15 protein-coding genes are annotated in these 17578 nt (G+C 66.6%); 4 read left to right on the top strand and 11 right to left on the bottom strand.

The genetic code is table 11. The annotated features are described in order from the left end of the window. The first annotated feature begins 14 nt into the window (after positions 1-14). Positions 15-995, top strand: a complete 981-nt coding sequence (locus KXJ60_RS18730; protein WP_291131390.1) for a nitronate monooxygenase family protein — start codon at positions 15-17, stop codon at positions 993-995. On the opposite strand, the gene KXJ60_RS18735 is transcribed toward KXJ60_RS18730, so the two are convergent. Then, complete coding sequence (locus KXJ60_RS18735) at positions 996-3320, bottom strand: PBP1A family penicillin-binding protein (protein WP_291131392.1); 2325 nt, start codon at positions 3318-3320, stop codon at positions 996-998. A 163-nt stretch (positions 3321-3483) separates the two neighbouring features. On the opposite strand from KXJ60_RS18735, the gene creB reads away from it, so the two are divergent. The 3 genes from creB (at position 3484) to creD (ending at position 7082) form a co-directional block, all read left to right on the top strand. Further along, the gene (gene creB / locus KXJ60_RS18740; RefSeq protein ID WP_291131393.1) at positions 3484-4182 is read left to right on the top strand and encodes a two-component system response regulator CreB; all 699 of its coding nucleotides are present in this window, start codon (positions 3484-3486) and stop codon (positions 4180-4182) included. A gap of 6 nt (positions 4183-4188) precedes the next feature. After that, on the top strand, positions 4189-5628 hold the full coding sequence (gene creC, locus KXJ60_RS18745; RefSeq protein WP_291131394.1) for a two-component system sensor histidine kinase CreC: 1440 nt from the start codon (positions 4189-4191) through the stop codon (positions 5626-5628). Positions 5629-5723: 95 nt separating this feature from the next. Further along, positions 5724-7082, top strand: a complete 1359-nt coding sequence (gene creD, locus KXJ60_RS18750) for a cell envelope integrity protein CreD (RefSeq protein ID WP_291131396.1) — start codon at positions 5724-5726, stop codon at positions 7080-7082. Positions 7083-7088: 6 nt separating this feature from the next. Here creD and KXJ60_RS18755 read toward each other — a convergent pair whose 3' ends face one another. The 10 genes from KXJ60_RS18755 to KXJ60_RS18800 all read right to left on the bottom strand — a co-directional run bounded on the left by KXJ60_RS18755 (position 7089) and on the right by KXJ60_RS18800 (position 17473). Further along, positions 7089-7376, bottom strand: a complete 288-nt coding sequence (locus KXJ60_RS18755) for a DUF1330 domain-containing protein (RefSeq protein ID WP_291131397.1) — start codon at positions 7374-7376, stop codon at positions 7089-7091. 52 nt (positions 7377-7428) lie between these two features. Continuing rightward, positions 7429-8901, bottom strand: coding sequence for a xylulokinase (xylB, locus tag KXJ60_RS18760; protein WP_291131399.1), 1473 nt, complete (start codon positions 8899-8901; stop codon positions 7429-7431). A gap of 3 nt (positions 8902-8904) precedes the next feature. Next, positions 8905-9840, bottom strand: coding sequence for an AraC family transcriptional regulator (locus KXJ60_RS18765; protein ID WP_291131401.1), 936 nt, complete (start codon positions 9838-9840; stop codon positions 8905-8907). Between the two features lie 26 nt (positions 9841-9866). Further along, positions 9867-11285 carry a D-arabinitol 4-dehydrogenase gene (gene dalD, locus KXJ60_RS18770; protein WP_291131403.1) on the bottom strand — a complete coding sequence of 473 codons (1419 nt, stop codon included), beginning with the start codon at positions 11283-11285 and terminating at the stop codon, positions 9867-9869. Between the two features lie 41 nt (positions 11286-11326). Beyond that, on the bottom strand, positions 11327-12061 hold the full coding sequence (locus KXJ60_RS18775) for an SDR family oxidoreductase (RefSeq protein ID WP_291131405.1): 735 nt from the start codon (positions 12059-12061) through the stop codon (positions 11327-11329). Between the two features lie 35 nt (positions 12062-12096). Then, positions 12097-13140, bottom strand: a complete 1044-nt coding sequence (locus tag KXJ60_RS18780; protein ID WP_291131407.1) for an ABC transporter ATP-binding protein — start codon at positions 13138-13140, stop codon at positions 12097-12099. Between the two features lie 20 nt (positions 13141-13160). Further along, the gene (locus tag KXJ60_RS18785) at positions 13161-13991 is read right to left on the bottom strand and encodes a carbohydrate ABC transporter permease (protein ID WP_291131410.1); all 831 of its coding nucleotides are present in this window, start codon (positions 13989-13991) and stop codon (positions 13161-13163) included. 10 nt (positions 13992-14001) lie between these two features. Then, a complete protein-coding gene (locus KXJ60_RS18790) occupies positions 14002-14862 on the bottom strand; it encodes a sugar ABC transporter permease (protein ID WP_291131412.1) in 861 nt (286 codons plus the stop codon). Positions 14863-14940: 78 nt separating this feature from the next. Next, positions 14941-16248: a sugar ABC transporter substrate-binding protein gene (locus KXJ60_RS18795; protein WP_291131414.1), complete on the bottom strand. Its 1308-nt coding sequence runs from the start codon at positions 16246-16248 to the stop codon at positions 14941-14943. A gap of 199 nt (positions 16249-16447) precedes the next feature. Then, positions 16448-17473: a LacI family DNA-binding transcriptional regulator gene (locus KXJ60_RS18800; protein ID WP_291131416.1), complete on the bottom strand. Its 1026-nt coding sequence runs from the start codon at positions 17471-17473 to the stop codon at positions 16448-16450. Positions 17474-17578: the final 105 nt, after the last annotated feature.

A 17578-nucleotide genomic window follows, 5' to 3' on the forward strand; every position in this document is an offset into this window, starting at 1 on the left:
CCGACGGAGACACCATGACCGCACCCGCCCGCAGCCTGCCACCTGTTCTGAAGAACCTGAAGTTTCCGGTGATCGGCTCGCCGCTGTTCATCATCAGCAATCCCAAGCTCGTGATCGCCCAATGCAAGGCCGGCGTGGTGGGCTCCATGCCTGCGCTCAACGCGCGCCCCGCATCCCAGCTTGACGAGTGGCTGGCCGAGATCACCGAGGCACTGGCGGCGCACGACAAGGCACACCCCGACAACAAGGCTGCGCCGTTTGCCATTAACCAGATCGTGCACAAGAGCAACGACCGCCTGGAGCACGACATGCAGCTGTGCGCCAAGTACAAGGTGCCGATCATCATCACCAGCCTGGGGGCGCGTGAAGACGTGAACCAGGGCGTGCACAGCTGGGGTGGCATCGTGATGCACGACGTGATCAACAACGTGTTTGCGCACAAGGCGATCGAGAAGGGTGCCGATGGCCTCATTCCCGTGGCCGCTGGTGCAGGCGGACACGCCAGCGTGAAGAGCCCGTTTGCCATGGTGCAGGAAATCCGCGAATGGTTTGGCGGCCCGGTGGCGCTGTCGGGCTCCATCGCCTCGGGCGGCGCCATTCTGGCCGCGCAGGCCATGGGCGCCGACCTGGCCTACATCGGCTCGGCGTTCATCGCCACCGAAGAGGCGCGCGCGGTGGACGGCTACAAGGAGATGATCACGACGTCGAACTCGGACGACATCGTGTACAGCAACTTCTACACCGGTATCCACGGCAACTACCTCAAGGGCAGCATCAAGAACGCCGGCATGGACCCGGACAACCTGCCCGTGAGCGACCCGAGCAAGATGAACTTCTCCACCGGTGAAGGCGCCAACGCCGCCAAGGCCTGGCGCGACATCTGGGGCTGCGGTCAGGGCATCGGCGCCATCCGCGAGGTGTTGCCTGCGGCCGAGCTGGTGGCGCGCTTCAAGCGCGAATACGCCGAAGCCAAGGCGCGCATCTGCGCGGCTTGATCAGGGCTTCGATTCGCCCCGCAGCCACGCACCAAACGAGCTGAAGGCCTTGCCGATTTCGTTGCCGAAGTTCGTCTTGTACTGAACGCCGCTGGTGTCCGAAATCGCGGACACCCAGCCGCCTTCTCGCCACTCGGCGTACAGCCAGTCATCGCCTTCGCGCACCAGGCCGTCTGGTGGCGCGGGTGGCTGCGCCACGGGCACGCCCTTGAGCGCCGCGCCCATGTAGTCGATCCAGATCGGCAGCGCGATGCGCCCGCCCGATTCGTGGCCACCCAGGCTGCGCGGCTTGTCGTAACCCACCCACACGGCGGTGGCCAGCGTGGGCTGGTAGCCGGCAAACCAGGCGTCCACGGCGTCGTTGGTGGTGCCGGTCTTGCCGTACAGGTCGGGTCGTTTGAGCAGCGCTTGCGCGCGCGCCGCGGTGCCGGTGCGGGTCACGTCGTTGAGCAGGCTGCCCACCACGAAGGCGTTGCGCGCTGGAATGACACGCGTGTCTTCTGTCAGCGGGGCGGGTGGGGGCGCTTCAAACAGCACCTTGCCTTGCGCATCGGTGATCTTTTCGATGACCACGGGCGTCACGGGCCAGCCGCCATTGGCCAGCGTGGCGTAGGCCTGCGCCATCTGCAGCGGTGTGGCGCTGCCGGTGCCCAGCGCCAGGGTGAGGTCGTTGGGCTGTCGCGCCACGTCCAGCCCAAAGCGCCCGGTCCAGTCCCGTGCGGGCTGTGTGCCGGTGTGCTGCAGCACGCGCACGCTGGCCAGGTTACTCGAACGCGTGAGCGCTTCGCGCACCGTGATCGGTCCCTGGTGCTCGCCACTGGCGTTGTTCGGGCTCCAGCCGTTGGCGGCGGTGAACGGCAGGTCGTCGACCAGCGTGGCCGGCATCACGCGCGCTTCCAGGGCGGCGGAGTAGAGCAGCGGTTTCAACGCCGAGCCAGGTTGGCGCCAGCCCTGCGTGACGTGGTTGAAGGGTTGGTTGGTGAAGTCGAACCCGCCCACCAGCGCGCGCACGCGGCCGGTTTGCGGATCCAGCGACACCAGCGCCGCTTCGGCCTCCGGCCATTGCGAGAGGGCCCAGGTGGTGGTCGTCTTGCCTTTGGTTTTGCTGGTGCTGCTGACCACGCGCACGACGGCGCCGCGACCGATCTTCAGCGGTGCCTTGGCCTTGGGGTCCAGCGCGCGCTGCGCCCAGCGAAGGCCTTCGCCCTGCACGTCGACGCGCTCACCACTGGCCAGCTGAACCTGAACGGCCTTGGGGCTGGCGGCGAGCACGATGCCCACCCGCAGGGTTTCGTCGTCGCGGTGGTCTTTCAGCGCTTCGGCGGCCGCGCGCTCCAGCTCGGCGCCGTTGCCCGCAGGCAGGGATTCGGTGTCTTCCGGGCCGCGCCAGGCGCCCCGGCGGTCAAACGCCATCACGCCGCGCTGCACTGCGGTGTGCGCCGCGCGCTGGTCGGCGGCGCGCAGCGACGTGGTGACACGCAGGCCGCTGGAGTAGGCCTCGGTGCCGAAGCGCTCGACCACTGCACGCCGTGCCATTTCGGCCACGTGGGCCGCGTGCACGCTGCGCGTGCCCGGCGTCCGGATGGTGAGCTTCTCGGCGCGCGCGGCGGCGAGTTGCTGGTCGTTGATCACCTCGGTGGCGCGCATGCGCTCGAGCACCACGCGCTGGCGCTGCGTGGCGCGCTCGAAGTTGGCCACCGGGTTGGCGTAGTAGGGGTTCTGCGGCAGACCCGCGAGCATGGCGGTTTCGGCCAGCGAGAGTTTGTCCAGGGGTTTGCCGAAGTAAATCTGCGACGCCGCTGCAAAGCCATAGGCACGCTGGCCCAGAAAGATTTCGTTGAGGTAGATCTCCAGGATGCGGTCTTTGGAGAGTTCGTCTTCGAGCTTGAGCGCGAGCCAGATTTCCTTGGCCTTGCGCTCGGCAGAAAACTCGCGGGTGAGCAGCATGGTGCGCACGAGCTGCTGCGTGATGGTGGACGCGCCCTGCTTGCGCCCGCCAGTGACGGCCGCCACCAGCGCGCGCATCATGCCTTTGGGGTCGACACCCGAGTGCTCGCGAAAGCGCGCGTCCTCCACGGCCAGCACGGCCTGCTGCATCAAGGGTGGAATCTTTGAAAGGGGCAGGTATTCGCGCCGTTCGGTACCGAACTGCGCGATCTCTTCACCATCGGCCGTGTAGACCTGTAGCGGCAGTTTCGGCTGGTAGCGGACGATGCGGTCCAGGGACGGCAGATCGAAGGTCGAGGCGGGCACCGGCAGCGCCACGATGGTGACGGCGGCAAACGCCAGGACGATGGCCGTGCGGCGCGGGGTGAGCTCAAGCATGGGGCTGGATTATCCCGCTCCCGTGTGAAGCGGGCGTGCGTTCAAAGGTCGGCCACGTAACCAGCTGTGACGCGCTCGGGAGCCTTTGGACGGCCCTCAGAGCCTGCTTTTCAGCCATGCGGCGCAGGTAAGATGCCCGCTCCATCTGACCGCCGGGAACCCCATGCGCAAGCGCATTCTGCTGCTGGAAGACGAGCAGGCCATTGCCGACACGCTGATCTACGCGCTGCACAGCGAGAGCTTCGATGTCACCCATGTGCGCCTGGCGCGCGAGGCGCTCACCGCGCACGAGAAGACCCCACCCGACCTGGCCATTCTCGATGTCGGTGTGCCCGATGGCAGCGGCTTCGATGTGTGCCGCGCGATCCGCAAATCGAGCGATCTGCCCATCGTGTTCCTGACCGCGCGCCACGAGGAAATCGATCGCGTGCTCGGTCTGGAGTTGGGCGCCGATGACTATGTGGTGAAGCCCTTTTCGCCTCGCGAAGTCTGCGCGCGTGTGCGTGCGATCCTGCGCCGAAGCGCAGCCGCGGCGTCCGCCCTGGCGCCAATGGCCCCTGCGTCCGCCGGAGTCGCCCTCAAGCTGGATGAGCAGGCGCAGCGCATCGTGTGTGCGGGGCAGGTACTGGCGTTGACCCGGTATGAATTCCTGCTGCTGGCCACGTTGCTGCGGCGGCCGCAGCGCATCTTTTCGCGGACCGAGCTGATGGAGCTCGTGTGGGGCGGGGCGCCGCACACCTCCGACCGCACGGTGGATGCGCACGTCAAACTGCTGCGCGCCAAGCTGCGCGACCAAGGCTTGCAGGGCGAGGTGATCCAGACGCACCGCCACATGGGTTATTCGTTGCGCCTGCCGGACTGAATCACCATGCGCATCGGCCTGCGGCTCCTGCTCGGCTTCTTTCTCGTGCTGGGGATCTCCCTGTTCGTGGTGCTGCGCGTGCTGCTCGACGAAGTCAAGCCCGGCACGCGCCTGGCCATGGAAGACAGCCTGATTGACGCGGCGTACACGCTCGCGCAGCTGGCCACGCCAGACATGAAGGCGGGCACGATGGCCGACGGCTTCTTTGCCCGCTCCCTGCAGGGCCTGCACGCCGCCAGGCCGGGCGCCCACATCGGAGGCTTCAGCAAGGACCGCATCGACTACCGCATCAGCATCACCGATGCCCAGGGCATCGTGCGCTTCGACACGCAGCCCGAGGCGGTGGGCCAGGACCATTCGCGCTGGAACGATGTGGTGCGCACCCTGCGCGGCGAGTACGGCGCGCGCTCCAGCCCCGCGAGCCCTTACGACGTGGACAACACTGTCATGCACGTGGCCGCCCCCATTCGCGATGGCGACCGCATCATCGGCGTGCTCACAGTCTCCCGGCCCAACCAGCGCCTGCAGCCCTACATTGATCGCAGCGAGCAGCGCATCCTGCGCTGGTCTTGGGTGTTGCTCGGCTTGTCACTGCTCATCGGCGTGCTGTTCAGCTGGTGGATCGCGAGTTCGCTCTCTCGGCTGCGTGGTTATGCCAACGCCGTGTCGCGCGGCGAGCGAGCGCCCTTGCCCGTGCTCGGGCGCCTGAGTGGCAGCACGGAGTTCAGCGATCTGGCGGGCGCACTGGAGCGCATGCGGCTCAAGCTGGAAGACAAGGCCTATGTGGAGAGCTATGTGCACACGCTCACCCACGAACTCAAAAGCCCGCTGGCTGCGATACGCGGGGCCGCGGAACTGCTGCAGGAAGAACTGGCATCCGCAGACCGCCAGCGCTTTGCCGGGAACATCCAGCGCCAGGCCGAGCGCCTGCGGTTGCTGGTGGACAAGCTGCTGCAGCTGGCCCATGTGGAGCAGATGCGCGGGCTGGCTACGCGCGAGCCGGTGGACCTGAGCGCGCTCACCCGCGAACTGTTGGCGCGACTTGAACCGCGCCTTCGCCTCAAATCAATTCGGGTCCGCGATGAGCTGGGGCAGGGGCATGTGGTGCGCGGTGATCCGTTCCTGATCGGTCAGGCCTTGCAGAACCTGCTGGACAACGCGATCGATTTTTCACCCGCGCACGGCGAGCTGTGGCTGCACCTGCGGGCCGAAGGCGACCAGCTGGAGTGGTCGGTGCGCGACCAGGGGCCGGGCATTCCGGACTACGCGCGTGAGCGCCTTTTTGAGCGCTTCTACTCGCTGCCGCGTGGCGAGACGGGAGACAAGGGCTCGGGCCTCGGTCTGTGCCTGGTGAAAGAAGTGAGCGATCTGCACGGCGGGCAGGTGTGGGTGGAAAACGTCTCGCAGCCCACCGGTTGCCTCGCCCGCTGGCGTTTGCCCGCCTGAAGCGTTTCACACCGGCTTCACAAAACGCTCTGGCAGCGCACGCCCGCTTCGAGGGCGACCGCGAGACTGGCCGGGTTCTCACCACGGAGCCCGAATTGAACAAATACCCCCTGCTCAGCAAAGTCCTGGTCATTGGCCTGCTGATGCTTTTGCTGTCCATTCCCCTGATGATGGTGCGCGACGTGATCCAGGAGCGCAGCCTGAACCGCGAGGCGGCCACCCAGGAGGTGGCGCGCGCGCATGCCGGTGCACAGACCATCACCGGCCCTGTGCTCTATGTGCCCTACACCGAGACCTTCACACGCACCGTGGCCGTGGGCGACAGTGGCCACACCCGAGAGGAACGCGTCACGCAGGCGCACGCCGTGATCCGCTTCCCCACGTTGATGGAGACCCGCAGCCAGCTTGCCACCGAAACGCGCTGGCGCGGCGTGTTCCCGATCACCGTGTACACGAGCTTGAACCATAGCAGCGGCCGTTTCGTGTGGAGCGATGTGGAGCCCAAAGAGAAAAATGGCCAGATCAACCTGGGTCAGCCGCGCCTGCTGATGGGCGTGAGCGATCTGCGCGGCCTGCTGAACGCGCCGCAGTTGAAAGTGGAGGGGCGTGCGGTGGCCGTGGCGCCAGCGCCTGCCGCGCAACGCCTGCCGCTGCCCTTGGCCGCGTCGCTGGAGGTGGCGCAGTTGCGCCCGGGCGCGGTGCTGCCCTTCGAGCTGCAGCTGGACCTGGCGGGCACCGAGCGCATCGGCTGGGTGCCGCTGGCCGACGAGAACCGCGTGCAGCTGCAGTCCACCTGGCCTCACCCCAGCTTCGGCGGTGACTTTCTGCCGCGCACGCGAGCGGTGAGCGCGCAGGGCTTTGATGCCGCATGGAGCGTGCCGTCCCTCTCGACCCAGGCGCAGCAGCAGTTTGTCCAGCAACAGGGTGAACCACGGCGCGAACCCGAGAGCTTCTCGGTCTCGCTGGACAACCCGGTGGACGTCTATCGCATGACCGAGCGCGCCACCAAGTACGGAATGATGTTCATCGTGCTCACCTTCGCGGCCTTCTTCGTGCTGGAGATGGTGAAGCGCTGGCGCGTCCACCCCATGCAGTACTTGATGATCGGCGCCGCGCTGGTGTTGTTTTTCCTGCTGCTGCTCTCCATCTCCGAACACCTGGATTTCGTGTGGGCGTACACCGTGGCCAGCATCGCCTGCATTGGCCTGCTCGCGCACTACCTGCGGCATGTACTGGGAGGCTGGGCGCCAGGGTTGCTCATGAGCGGCCTGCTGGTGGCGCTGTATGGCGTGCTCTACGGCATTCTGGTGTCGGAGGACAACGCGCTGATGATGGGTTCGCTGCTGCTCTTCGGCGTGCTCGCCGCCATCATGATCGCCACGCGCAAGGTCGACTGGTACAGCGTGATGGGCGCACCCGCTGCGCAGAAGCCAATGACCGACCCGCAGGCCTGACCGTGTTCAGTAGCCTTCGATGGCGAACAGCGTCCCGCTGGCTGCGCGCTGGCGGATCGCCACCAGGCGCTGGTACTCGGGCGAGTGGTAGAAGGCCTGCAGGTGGGACATGTCGGGAAACTCCAGGATCACCTGGCGCTGCGGCACACCCGTGCCTTCGAGCACGCTGACCGCGCCGCCGCGCACCAGGTAGCGGCCGCCATGTGCGGCGATGAGCGCAGGCACCTCGCGGCGGTATTCCTCGTAAAGCTCGGGGTTGGTGATCTCGATGTTGCCGTAGATGTAGGCGGCCATGGCGTCTCCTGCTGGTGAATGACTGCGCAGCTTATCTGCACTTCGTCATGGGCTACGCAGCGCTGAGAAACTGAGGCAGCAGCGCGGCGTACAGCGACTGGAAGCGGGCATGCCGAAGCACCAGGGCGGCGTGGGACGCGGCGTCGGGCTCGAAGCGGCGCGAGACCGGGGGCGTGGTGCACACCGTGTCGATGGCGCCCCCGCACGCCAGCCAGGCCAGCCGGGCGGCTCCCAGCGCTGCGCCGGTTTCGCCCCCGGCATGCGCACGCAGTGTGAGACCCAGGGTGTCGGCCAGCAGTTGCGCCCACCAGGTATCGCGCGCGCCACCGCCCACCAGCGAGAGGGCGCGCATCGGCGGCTCGCTGGTGCTCAGGGTCTGCAGACCGTCGCGCAGGCCGAAACCCACGCCCTCGGCCACGGCATAGGCCAAGGCCTCGCGGCCTTGGCTGGCGGTCATGCAGAACCAGACGCCACTGGCCAGCGGCTGGTTGTGGGGTGTGCGCTCGCCGCTCAGGTAGGGCAGAAACAACGGCGCTGCGGCGCGCTCGGCGGGTGTGAGGCGCGCCGCCGCCGCGAGCAGTGCGGCTTCGTTGTCGAAGCCCAGCGTTCGCGCTGACCAGCTCACCGCGCCGGCCGCGCTCAGCATCACCGACATCTGGTGCCAGCGGTTGGGCAGTGCGTGGCAGAAGGCGTGCAGCGCACGCTGCGGGTTGGGCTGGAACCGGTCGCCGCTGACGAAGACCACGCCCGAGGTGCCGAGCGAGACAAAGCCTTCGCCGGGTTGCACCAGGCCCATGCCCACGGCGCTGGCCGCGTTGTCACCCGCGCCACCCGCCACCGGCACGCGCGCGGGCAGCCCCCAGCGTGCACAGACGGCGGGGGTGAGCAGGGCCGAGACTTCGCTGCCTTCCACCAGACGCGGCATGTGCGCGCGTGAGAGGCCGCAGGCCTGCAGCAAGGTGTCGGACCAGTCGCGCCGCGCGCCGTCGAGCCACAGCGTGCCGGCTGCATCGGACATCTCGCTCACCGCCTCTCCGGTGAGGCACAGGCGAAGCCAGTCTTTGGGCAGGAGCACGCGGCGCACGCGAGAAAACAGGGCGGGTTCGTGCTCGCGCACCCACAGCAGCTTGGGGGCGGTGAACCCGGGCATGGCGAGGTTGCCGGTGATCGCGGCGAGGTCGGGCACGGCAGCGGTGAGCTGCTCGCACTGCGCGCCACTGCGCCCGTCGTTCCACAGGATGGCCGGGCGCAGCACGGCGTCGTGTTCATCGAGCAGCACGGCGCCATGCATCTGGCCCGAGAGGCCCACGCCCTGCAGCCGGGCGAGCTCGGCGGCGTGGGTCTGCTGCAGCTGCGTCATCACGTCTTCCAGCGCAGACCACCAGTCCGCCGGTGCCTGCTCGGCCCACAGCGGCTGCGGGCGTTGCACGGTGAGCGGCGAACGTGCGGTGGCGATCACCTCGTGGGTGTCGGTGAGCAGCAGCGCTTTGAGTTCGGACGTGCCGAGGTCGAGACCGAGGAACATGAATCAGTTCGAACCACGAAAGCGGGTGAGTGACTGGCGCCGGAACTCCGACGGGGTCATGCCCTTGATGTCCAGGAAACGGCGGTTGAAGTTGGCCACGTTGTTGAAGCCCACCTCGTAGCAGATGTGGGTGATCTGCTGCTCGGTGTCCATCAGCAACTGGCAGGCGCGGCTGATGCGCACACGGTTGACGAAGTCGGTGAAGGTGTTGCCCGTGGCCTTGCGGAAAAACCGGCTGAACTTGCTCTCGCTCATGCCGAGTTCGCTGGCGAGCGCGGCGGCCGAGTGCTCGTCGGCCAGGTGGTCGGTGATGCGGCTGACGACGGCGTCAATCTGGTCGAGCTCGTTGGCATCGTCGGTGCTTTGCAGCTGCACGCTGGAGAGCAGGCGGTAGTCGGTGCAGGCCGCCAGATCGCTCAGGAAATCACAGAAGGCCGTGAACCGCTTGAGGCCCCGCGTGCCCTTGACCTTGTGCCAGTGGGCCTCGGCGGTGTCAGACAGTCCAAAGAACTCGATACCGTGTTTGGCGCGTTCGAGCAGCGGCAGCACCTCGGCCAGCTCCGGAATGGTTTCGCTCGCAAGCACCAGCGGTTCGTGGGAAAACTGGATCACCAGGTCGCGCAGCGCCACGCCGCCTTCGGGCATGTCCATGCTGACCCAGTTGTGCGGCAGGCGCGGCCCTGTGAGCACGAGCTGACCGGCCTGGAAGGGCCCGATCCAGTCGCCCACGAAGACCTTGCCCGAGGTCGCGGTGATCAGGTGCAGCTCGTACTCGTCGTGGTAGTGCCAGCGGGCCAGTGGCGTGGGAAAGCCGTGCGAGAGGCAGCGCACAAAGCCCACGTCGGTCGACGATTCGTAGCCCAGGTTCGGTGAGCGGACCAGCTCGTGTTCCAGCTCGGGCTTGATCTGGCGGGGGGCAGTGCGGCTGCGAACGGTCATGGAGCGGGCAGGCAACGTGGTGCGGGTCAGGTGAGTGAGGTGCTCACGCCAGTGTGCGCTGAAACGAAGCGGCTCACCCGGTCTCGCGCATCGCGCACGGCATCCACCAACCGGGGATGGCTGGCGAGCTCACCCCAGAGTGTCGTGTCGGCGCAGAACGCTTGCACGGGGTCAGCTGCGTCGCAGATGGCGCGGGCGGCGTCGGGTTTCATCGCCTGATCCTGGTAGGTGTAGGGGATCTGGCCAGCGTGCCAGCGCTGGAGGTAGGCCAGAAACAGCGCGGGCAGCATGGCCACGCTGTCAATTTTCTCGCTGCGCGCCAGGCGCTCGCGGATGGTGGGCGCAATGAAGCCCGGAATCTTGCTGAAGCCGTCCATGGCCACGCGCTGGTTGGTGTCGGCGATGGCCGGGTTGCTGAAGCGGTCGAGCACCACATCGCGGTAGTCGGGCAGGTTGATGGGGCAGGGGTGTTCCGGCGTGTCCAGCACGGGGATCACATCGGAGGTCACGTAATCGTAGGCGAAGCGGCGGATCACGGCTTGCTGCGTGCCCTCGTGGATGTACTGCAGACCGATCAGCGTGCCGGCCCATGCAATGCAGGAGTGGGTGGCGTTGAGCAGGCGAATCTTGGCTTCCTCAAAGGCGTCCACCGAGGCCACCATCTCCACGCCCACGCGTTCCCATTCGGGTCGGCCTGCGATGAAGCGGTCTTCGATGACCCACTGGATGAAGCTCTCGCCCATGAGGGCGGCTGGGTCGTCCTGGCCGGTGGCCGCCTTGACGCGCTGCACCACGTCGGGTGTGGGGCGGGGCGTGATGCGGTCCACCATGGCGTTGGGGCTGCTGGTGTTGGCCAACACCCAGTCGGCGAGGCTGGTGTCGCCCAGTGCCTCGATGAATTGCAGCAGGCCGCTGCGCGAGCGCTCACCGTTGTGGCGCAGGTTGTCGCAGTTCATCAGCGTCACCGGGCCTGCCTGGGTCTGCATGCGCGCGCGCAGCAGCGTGACCAGGCCACCGTATAGCGTGTGGCCGGCCCCGCCGCTCTTCACGGCAGCCAGATCGGCGCGCAGGTCAGGGAAGCTCGCCCAGTCGAGGTGGTTGTGGGCATCGAGGTAGTAGCCAGCTTCCGTGACGGTGAAGGAGATGATGCGCGTGGCCGGATCGGCCGCGACGGCCACCAGCGGTGCCAGATCGTCCTGGTACGGCAGCACGCGCTGGATCGAGGTGATGCGGGTGTAGCTGCGCTCGCCTTGCGGCGTCACGGTCTCCAGCGTGTAGGCGCCGCCTTGCGCCTGCAGCGCGGCGATGGTGTCCAGCATGTCGGGGCGCAGGTTGCCACCGGCAATGGCCCAACGGGTGTCGCCCAGCTGGCGCAGCTGGTGCACATACACGGCCTGGTGCGCGCGGTGGAACGAGCCCAGGCCCAGGTGGAGGATGGTGTTCATGGTGAGCAAAGCGTCGCAGGATCGTGAGAAAAAAGGGAGGGTCAGAGGTCGAAGTTCGTGGGCATCATCACCACGTCGCGGATGGTCATGCCGCGTGGGCGGGTGAGCATGAAGAGCACCACTTCAGCGACTTCGGCCGCGTCGATCAGGCTGCCGCTGGCCTTGGCTTCGGCCAGCTTTTCCGCCGGCCAGTCAGCCAGCAGCGAGGTGATCACGGGCCCCGGCGAAATGGCGCCCACGCGGATGCCGTGTTTGAACACCTGCCGGCGCACCGTCTGTACAAAGCAGTCAATGGCCCATTTCGAGGAGGCGTAAACCGGTTCCCAGGGGGTTGGGAAGTGCGCGGCGAGCGAGCTGGTCACGATGATGTCGCCGCGGCCGCGCGGGATCATGTGTGCCAGCACGCCGCGCACGTTCTTCATGACCACGTTGACGTTGAGCTGGAGCATGCGGTCGATCGCTTCGTCGCTGGCGTCCATCAGGTCACCGCCCACGTAAAGCCCGGCGTTGGCGTGAAAAATATCGATCTGACCGGCCAGGCCGAGGATGCGCTCGGGCAGGGAGGCGCATTGCGCGGGGTCCAGCAGGTCCAGCACCAGCGGCAGGGCGGCGGGGCCCAGTTTTTCGCGGGCTCGGGCCAGGGCTTTGGCGTCGCGGTCGATCAGCACGACCTGGGCACCCGCGGCCAGCAGCGCCAGGGCGCTCGCAAAACCGATGCCCGATGCGGCGCCCGTGACGGCGGCCACCTGACCGCTTAAAGGGTGAGCAGGACTCATGGGATGTCTGGAACGGGTGGGGTTTGGCGTGAGGCTCAGGCAGAAGCGCGGGCGACCACGCGACCGGCCTGGTCGAACCAGTGCGCATGTTGGGTGGCGATGTCGAGCGTGACGGCATCCCCCGCGGTGAGCGCGGTGCGCTCGCTCTGGCGCGCCACCAGCGGTGCGCCTTCGGTGGTTCTCAGGTAGATGAGCGTCTCGGCACCGAGCGCTTCAATCAGGTCCACCTGGCCCTTGATCGCGCCTTGCCCAGCCGGGCGCACGACCACGCTCTCCGGGCGCAGCCCGATCGAGCCCCCCGATGCGCCCACAGGCGCCTGCTGCTGGACCAGCGCGGGCATCTGCTGCAGCGGCGACACGTTCATCTGCGGTGTGCCGATGAACTGCGCGACAAACTGGTTGGCCGGGCGGTCGTAGAGCTCCAGCGGTGTGCCCACCTGTTCGATGACGCCATCGCGCAGCACCACCACACGGTCGGCCAGCGTCATGGCTTCCACCTGGTCGTGCGTCACGTAGATGGTGGTGGCGCCCAGGTCGCGGTGCAGCTTGGCGATCTCCACGCGGGTCTGGCCGCGCAGCGCAGCGTCCAGGTTGGACAGCGGTTCGTCGAACAGAAACACCTTGGGCGCACGCACGATGGCACGGCCAATGGCCACCCGCTGGCGCTGCCCGCCCGAGAGCTCCTTGGGCGTGCGCTGCAGGTAGGTCGTGAGGTTGAGGATGTCGGCGGCGCGCTGCACCTTGTCCTGGATGACCTTGGGGTCCACCTTGGCGAGCTTGAGCGCGAAGCTCATGTTTTCGAACACGCTCATGTGCGGGTAGAGCGCGTAGCTCTGAAACACCATGGCCAGGTCGCGCTTGCTGGAAGGCTGGTGCGTGATGTCGCGGTCTTCCAGGTGCAGCGTGCCGCCGTCGATGTGCTCCAGCCCGGCGATGAGCCGCAGCAGCGTGGACTTGCCGCAGCCCGAGGGCCCGACGAAGACGATGAATTCGCCCTGCTGGATGGACAGGTCGATGCCTTTGATGGCGCGGTGATCACCGAAAAACTTCTCGATGCCCTTGAGTTGCAGGTAAGCCATGGTGCGTGTCCTGAAGAGATTTACTTGACTGCGCCGAAGGTGAGGCCTTGGACCAACTGCTTCTGGCTGAACCAGCCGAACACCACGATGGGCGCAATGGCCATGAGCGAGGCCGCGGAGAGCTTGGCCCAGAACAGGCCTTCGGGGCTGGAGTAGCTGGCGATCAGCGTGGCCAGCGTGCCGGCTTGCGCCGAGCTGAGGTTCAGGCTCCAGAAGGCTTCGTTCCAGCTGAGCACCAGGCACAGCAAGCCGGTGGACGCCAGCGTGCCCAGAGACAGCGGCAGCAGCACCTTTGTGGCTTCCTGCCACAGCGTGGCGCCGTCCATGCGCGCGGCCTCCAGGATCTCGTTGGGTATTTCCTTGAATCCCGAATACAGCATCCACACCATGATGGGCAGGTTGGACAGCGTGAAGACGATGATGAGACCGAGCTGCGTGTCGAGCAGGTGGCTCTTTTGTGCGAGCACATAGATGGGCACCAGCGCACCCACGGCCGGCATCATCTTGGTGGAGAGCATCCACATGAGGATGTCCTTGTCGTACTTGCCTTTGAAGAAGGCCATGGCGTAGGCCGCAGGTGCCGCAATGGCCAGCCCGAGCAGGGTGGACACCACGCTGGTGACCACCGAGTTCCAGGCGTAGTGCAGGTAATCGCTGCGCTCCTGCACCTCGTGGAAGTTCTCCAGCGTGGGCTTGAAGAACAGCTCGGGCGGGACCGCAATGGCCTGCAGCTCGGTCTTGAACGCGGTGAGCAGCAGCCAGCCCAGTGGAAAGAACAGCAGCAGCGCCACCGCCCAGGCGGCCACGGTGCGCACCGCATATGCGGGGGTGAAGGTGGATTCGCGTGCCATGGTGTGTGCCCTATTTGTCGAGGTTCTTGCCGACCATGCGGATCAGGAAGATGGCCGCGATGTTGGCCAGCACCACCGCGAACAGCGCGCCGGCCGAGGCGACGCCCGCGTCGAAGTTGAGCAAGGCCTGCTTGAAGATCAGGAAGGCGACGTTGGTGCTCGCGTCTCCCGGGCCACCCCCGGTGGTGGTGTAGATCTCGGCGAACACACTGAGCAGGAAGATCATTTCGATCATCACGACCACCGCCACCGAGCGGCCCAGGTGCGGGAGGTAGAGGTAGCGCAGCTGCTGCAGGTAGGTGGCGCCATCCATGCGCGCGGCCTCCAGCTGCTCGCGGTTCATGCTCTGCAGCGAGGTCATGAAGATCAGCGTGGCAAACGGCAGCCACTGCCACGACACCATGACGATGACGGAGAAGAGCGGGTGGTCGGTGAGCCAGTCCACGGGAGCGGCTCCGAAGAAGGTCCACACCTGCGCGAGCACGCCGTAGATGGGGTTCATCATCATGTTCTTCCACAGCAGCGCATTCACCGTGGGCATGACGAAGAAGGGTGAGATCAGCAGCACGCGCACCAGGCCGCGGCCCGCAAAGGGCTCGTTGATCAGCAGGGCGATGGCCGTGCCGAAGCCCACGGTGATCAGGATCACGCTGCCCAGCAGGAGCAGGGTGTTGATCACCGCCGTGGTGAACGAGGCATCGGTGACGAAGTACTCGAAGTTCTCCAGGCCGGCAAAGCCGGTCACATCCGGCTGCATGAGGTTGTAGCGGATGAGGCTGAAGTAGATCGTCATCACCAGCGGCACGATCATCCAGAGGAAGAGCGTGGCCACGGCGGGCGTGAGCAGCAGGCGTGGAAGCAGGCGGTTCATGGTGAGACCCTGGAGAACAGCGGAATGATCGAACGCCCTCTCCCCTGTGTGGGAGAGGGTTGCGGCGAAGTGCCCCGCTTACTTGTAGTACCCGGCCTTCTTCATCTCACGCTCGGCCGCCGTCTGGCTCGCCTTCAGCGCCGCGTCCACCGTGGTCTTGCCGGCGAGGGCCGCGCTCATCTGCTGACCCACCGCAATGCCGATCGCCTGGAACTCCGGAATGGCGGCGAACTGCACGCCCACATACGGGCTCTTGGGCAAGGTCGAGTCGGTCGGGTTGGCCGAATCGATGGCCACCTTCTCGGCGGCCGCAAACCGCGCTGCCTTCTGGAACTCAGGCGAGGCATAGGTGCTCTTGCGCGTGCCGGTGGGCACGTTGGCCCAGCCGTTGGTCTTGGCGACCAACTGCACGTAGTCCTTGCTGGTCGCCCAGGTGATGAACTTCTGCGCCGCGTCCACCTTTTTCGAACCTGCGGGAATGGCCAGGTTCCACGACCACAACCAGTTCGCGCCCTTGGGTGTGACGGCGGTGGGGGCTTGTGCAAAGGCCATCTGGTCGGCCACCTTGGACTGCTTGGGGTCGCTCACGAACGAGGCGGCAATGGTCGCGTCGATCCACATGCCGCACTTGCCCGAGTTGGTCAGCGCCAGGATCTCGTTGAAGCTGTTGGCCGACGAACCGGGAGGGCCGTAGTTCTTCAGCAGGTCCACGTAGAAGGTGATCGCGTCTTTCCAGGGCTTGGTGTCGATCTGCGGTTTCCATTGCATGTCGAACCACTGGCCGCCATGGGTGTTGACCAGCGTGGTCAGGAAGGCCATGTTGTCGCCCCAGCCTGGCTTGCCGCGCAGGCAAATGCCGTACACGCCGTTCTTGGGGTCGTGCATCTTGGCGGCCAAGTCCTTGATCTGTACCCAGGTCGGGCGCTCGGGCACCTGCACGCCGGCCTTGTCGGCCAGGTCCTTGCGGTACATCAGCATCGAGCTCTCGCCGTAGAAAGGCGCGGCAAACAGTTTGCCGTCGATCGACAGGCCGCTGCGGATCGCGGGCAGCAGGTCGTCGACGTCGTAGCTGCCGCCGGTCTTGAGTTCCTGCAGCCAGCCCTTCTTGCCCCAGATCGGCGCTTCGTACATGCCGATGGTCATCACGTCGAACTGGCCGCCCTTGGTGGCGATGTCGGTGGTGACGCGCTGGCGCAGCACGCCTTCTTCGAGCGTGACCCACTTGAGCTTTATGTCGGGGTTGGCGGTCTCGAAGACTTTGCCGAGTTTCTGCATCTCGATCATGTGGCCGTTGTTCACGGTGGCGATCACGAGTTCGGTGTTGGCGTGCGCGAAGCCGGCGCCCAGGAGGGCGGCGGCCAGGACAGAAGCGAGGCGGAATTTCACGGTGTGTCTCCTGCGTTTTGGTGGAAAGCCGATGCGACGGTCTCCTGCAGACCGTGAAAGGATTCTGGCGACGGCGCCTGGCAAGGTTTGTACAGAAATGGGGCTGTTCCGTACTCTCTTGCATTCATGGGCAGGGATTTACCCTAAGAAGCGCGGGAGAGTTTGCGGCCTGGACCTGACCGACGTGCGCCGATCGGGCTCAGGAGCTGCCGCGAATCAAGGGCTCGAAGCCCAGGTCCACCGAATTCACCGCCGGCGCCTGGCCGCGCATCAGGCCCAGCAGCATCTGCGCGCTGGCCTCGCCCATGGCGCGGCGCGGCGTGCGCACGGTGGTGAGCGGCGGCAGCATCTGGTCGCTGCCCGAGAGGTCGTTGAAGCCCGCCACCGCGATGCGGCCCGGCACGTCCACGCCCAGCTTCAGCGCGGTGAGCAAGCCGCCTTGCGCCAGGTCGTCGTTGCAGAAAAACACGGCGTCCACGTCGGGGCGCGTGCGCAGCAGGTCTTCGAGCAGCTCGCCGCCCAGCCGCATGGACGAAGGCTGCGGGCTCAGCAGCTCCAGCCGTGCGTCGTAAATCCCGTGCTGTCGCAGGCAGCGGCGGTAGCCCTCGGCGCGCTGCATGGTGCGGGGGTCGAGCTGCGCGGCCACAAAGGCGATGCGCGTGCGCCCGCGCTGCACCAGGTGTCCGGTGATGGCGTGGCCGGCCTCGATCTGCGAGAAGCCCACGCAATACACGCCGGGCGCTTGTGTGAGCTCCATCAGGTGCACGCAGGGCACGCCGCTGGCCGCAATCAGCTGGCGTGCGGCCTCGGTGCGGTCAAAGCCGGTGAGCAGCAGCCCGGCGGGGCGGTGCGCCAGGTAGCTGCGCAGCAGCTGTTCTTCTTCGCGCGGTTCGTAGTGCGTCACGCCAATCAGCATCTGGTAGCCGTGCGGCAGCAGCGTGCGGTGCACGGCTTCGAGCACGTCGACGAAGAGGGCGTTGGAGAGCAGCGGCACGAGCACCGGTACCTGCGTGCTGCGCTGCGAGGCCAGCGCTCGGGCGGCCGGGTCCGGCACATAGCCCAGCTGCTCGGCGGCCCGCTTCACGCGCTCCACCAGCTCGGGCGCCACGCTGCGCTCGCCGCGCAGCGCGCGCGAGGCCGTGATAGGGCTGACGTCGGCCTCGCGCGCGACGTCGCTCAGGGTGGTGCGGCCGCTGTGGCGGCGCTTGCGTTCGGTCGGTTCCAAGGGTTTTCCCGGTATTTGAGTCCGTGGCGATGGCGTTAGGATAGCGCTGTCCAACACCTTGGACACCCGAATTTACCCTGAATCGTGGCGCTTGCAGCCGCTCTT

Source organism: Hydrogenophaga sp. (assembly GCF_019264445.1).
Classification (GTDB): domain Bacteria; phylum Pseudomonadota; class Gammaproteobacteria; order Burkholderiales; family Burkholderiaceae_C; genus Hydrogenophaga.

What these genes read in the sequence shown, in the direction of transcription:
- KXJ60_RS18735 (WP_291131392.1), bottom strand. Translation starts at nt 3,320, where the DNA reads ATGCTTGAGCTCACCCCGCGCCGCACGGCCATCGTCCTGGCGTTTGCC.
- creB (WP_291131393.1), top strand. Translation starts at nt 3,484, where the DNA reads ATGCGCAAGCGCATTCTGCTGCTGGAAGACGAGCAGGCCATTGCCGAC.
- KXJ60_RS18765 (WP_291131401.1), bottom strand. Translation starts at nt 9,840, where the DNA reads ATGACCGTTCGCAGCCGCACTGCCCCCCGCCAGATCAAGCCCGAGCTG.
- KXJ60_RS18775 (WP_291131405.1), bottom strand. Translation starts at nt 12,061, where the DNA reads ATGAGTCCTGCTCACCCTTTAAGCGGTCAGGTGGCCGCCGTCACGGGC.
- KXJ60_RS18785 (WP_291131410.1), bottom strand. Translation starts at nt 13,991, where the DNA reads ATGGCACGCGAATCCACCTTCACCCCCGCATATGCGGTGCGCACCGTG.
- creC (WP_291131394.1), top strand. Translation starts at nt 4,189, where the DNA reads ATGCGCATCGGCCTGCGGCTCCTGCTCGGCTTCTTTCTCGTGCTGGGG.
- KXJ60_RS18730 (WP_291131390.1), top strand. Translation starts at nt 15, where the DNA reads ATGACCGCACCCGCCCGCAGCCTGCCACCTGTTCTGAAGAACCTGAAG.
- dalD (WP_291131403.1), bottom strand. Translation starts at nt 11,285, where the DNA reads ATGAACACCATCCTCCACCTGGGCCTGGGCTCGTTCCACCGCGCGCAC.
- KXJ60_RS18780 (WP_291131407.1), bottom strand. Translation starts at nt 13,140, where the DNA reads ATGGCTTACCTGCAACTCAAGGGCATCGAGAAGTTTTTCGGTGATCAC.
- KXJ60_RS18790 (WP_291131412.1), bottom strand. Translation starts at nt 14,862, where the DNA reads ATGAACCGCCTGCTTCCACGCCTGCTGCTCACGCCCGCCGTGGCCACG.
- xylB (WP_291131399.1), bottom strand. Translation starts at nt 8,901, where the DNA reads ATGTTCCTCGGTCTCGACCTCGGCACGTCCGAACTCAAAGCGCTGCTG.
- KXJ60_RS18755 (WP_291131397.1), bottom strand. Translation starts at nt 7,376, where the DNA reads ATGGCCGCCTACATCTACGGCAACATCGAGATCACCAACCCCGAGCTT.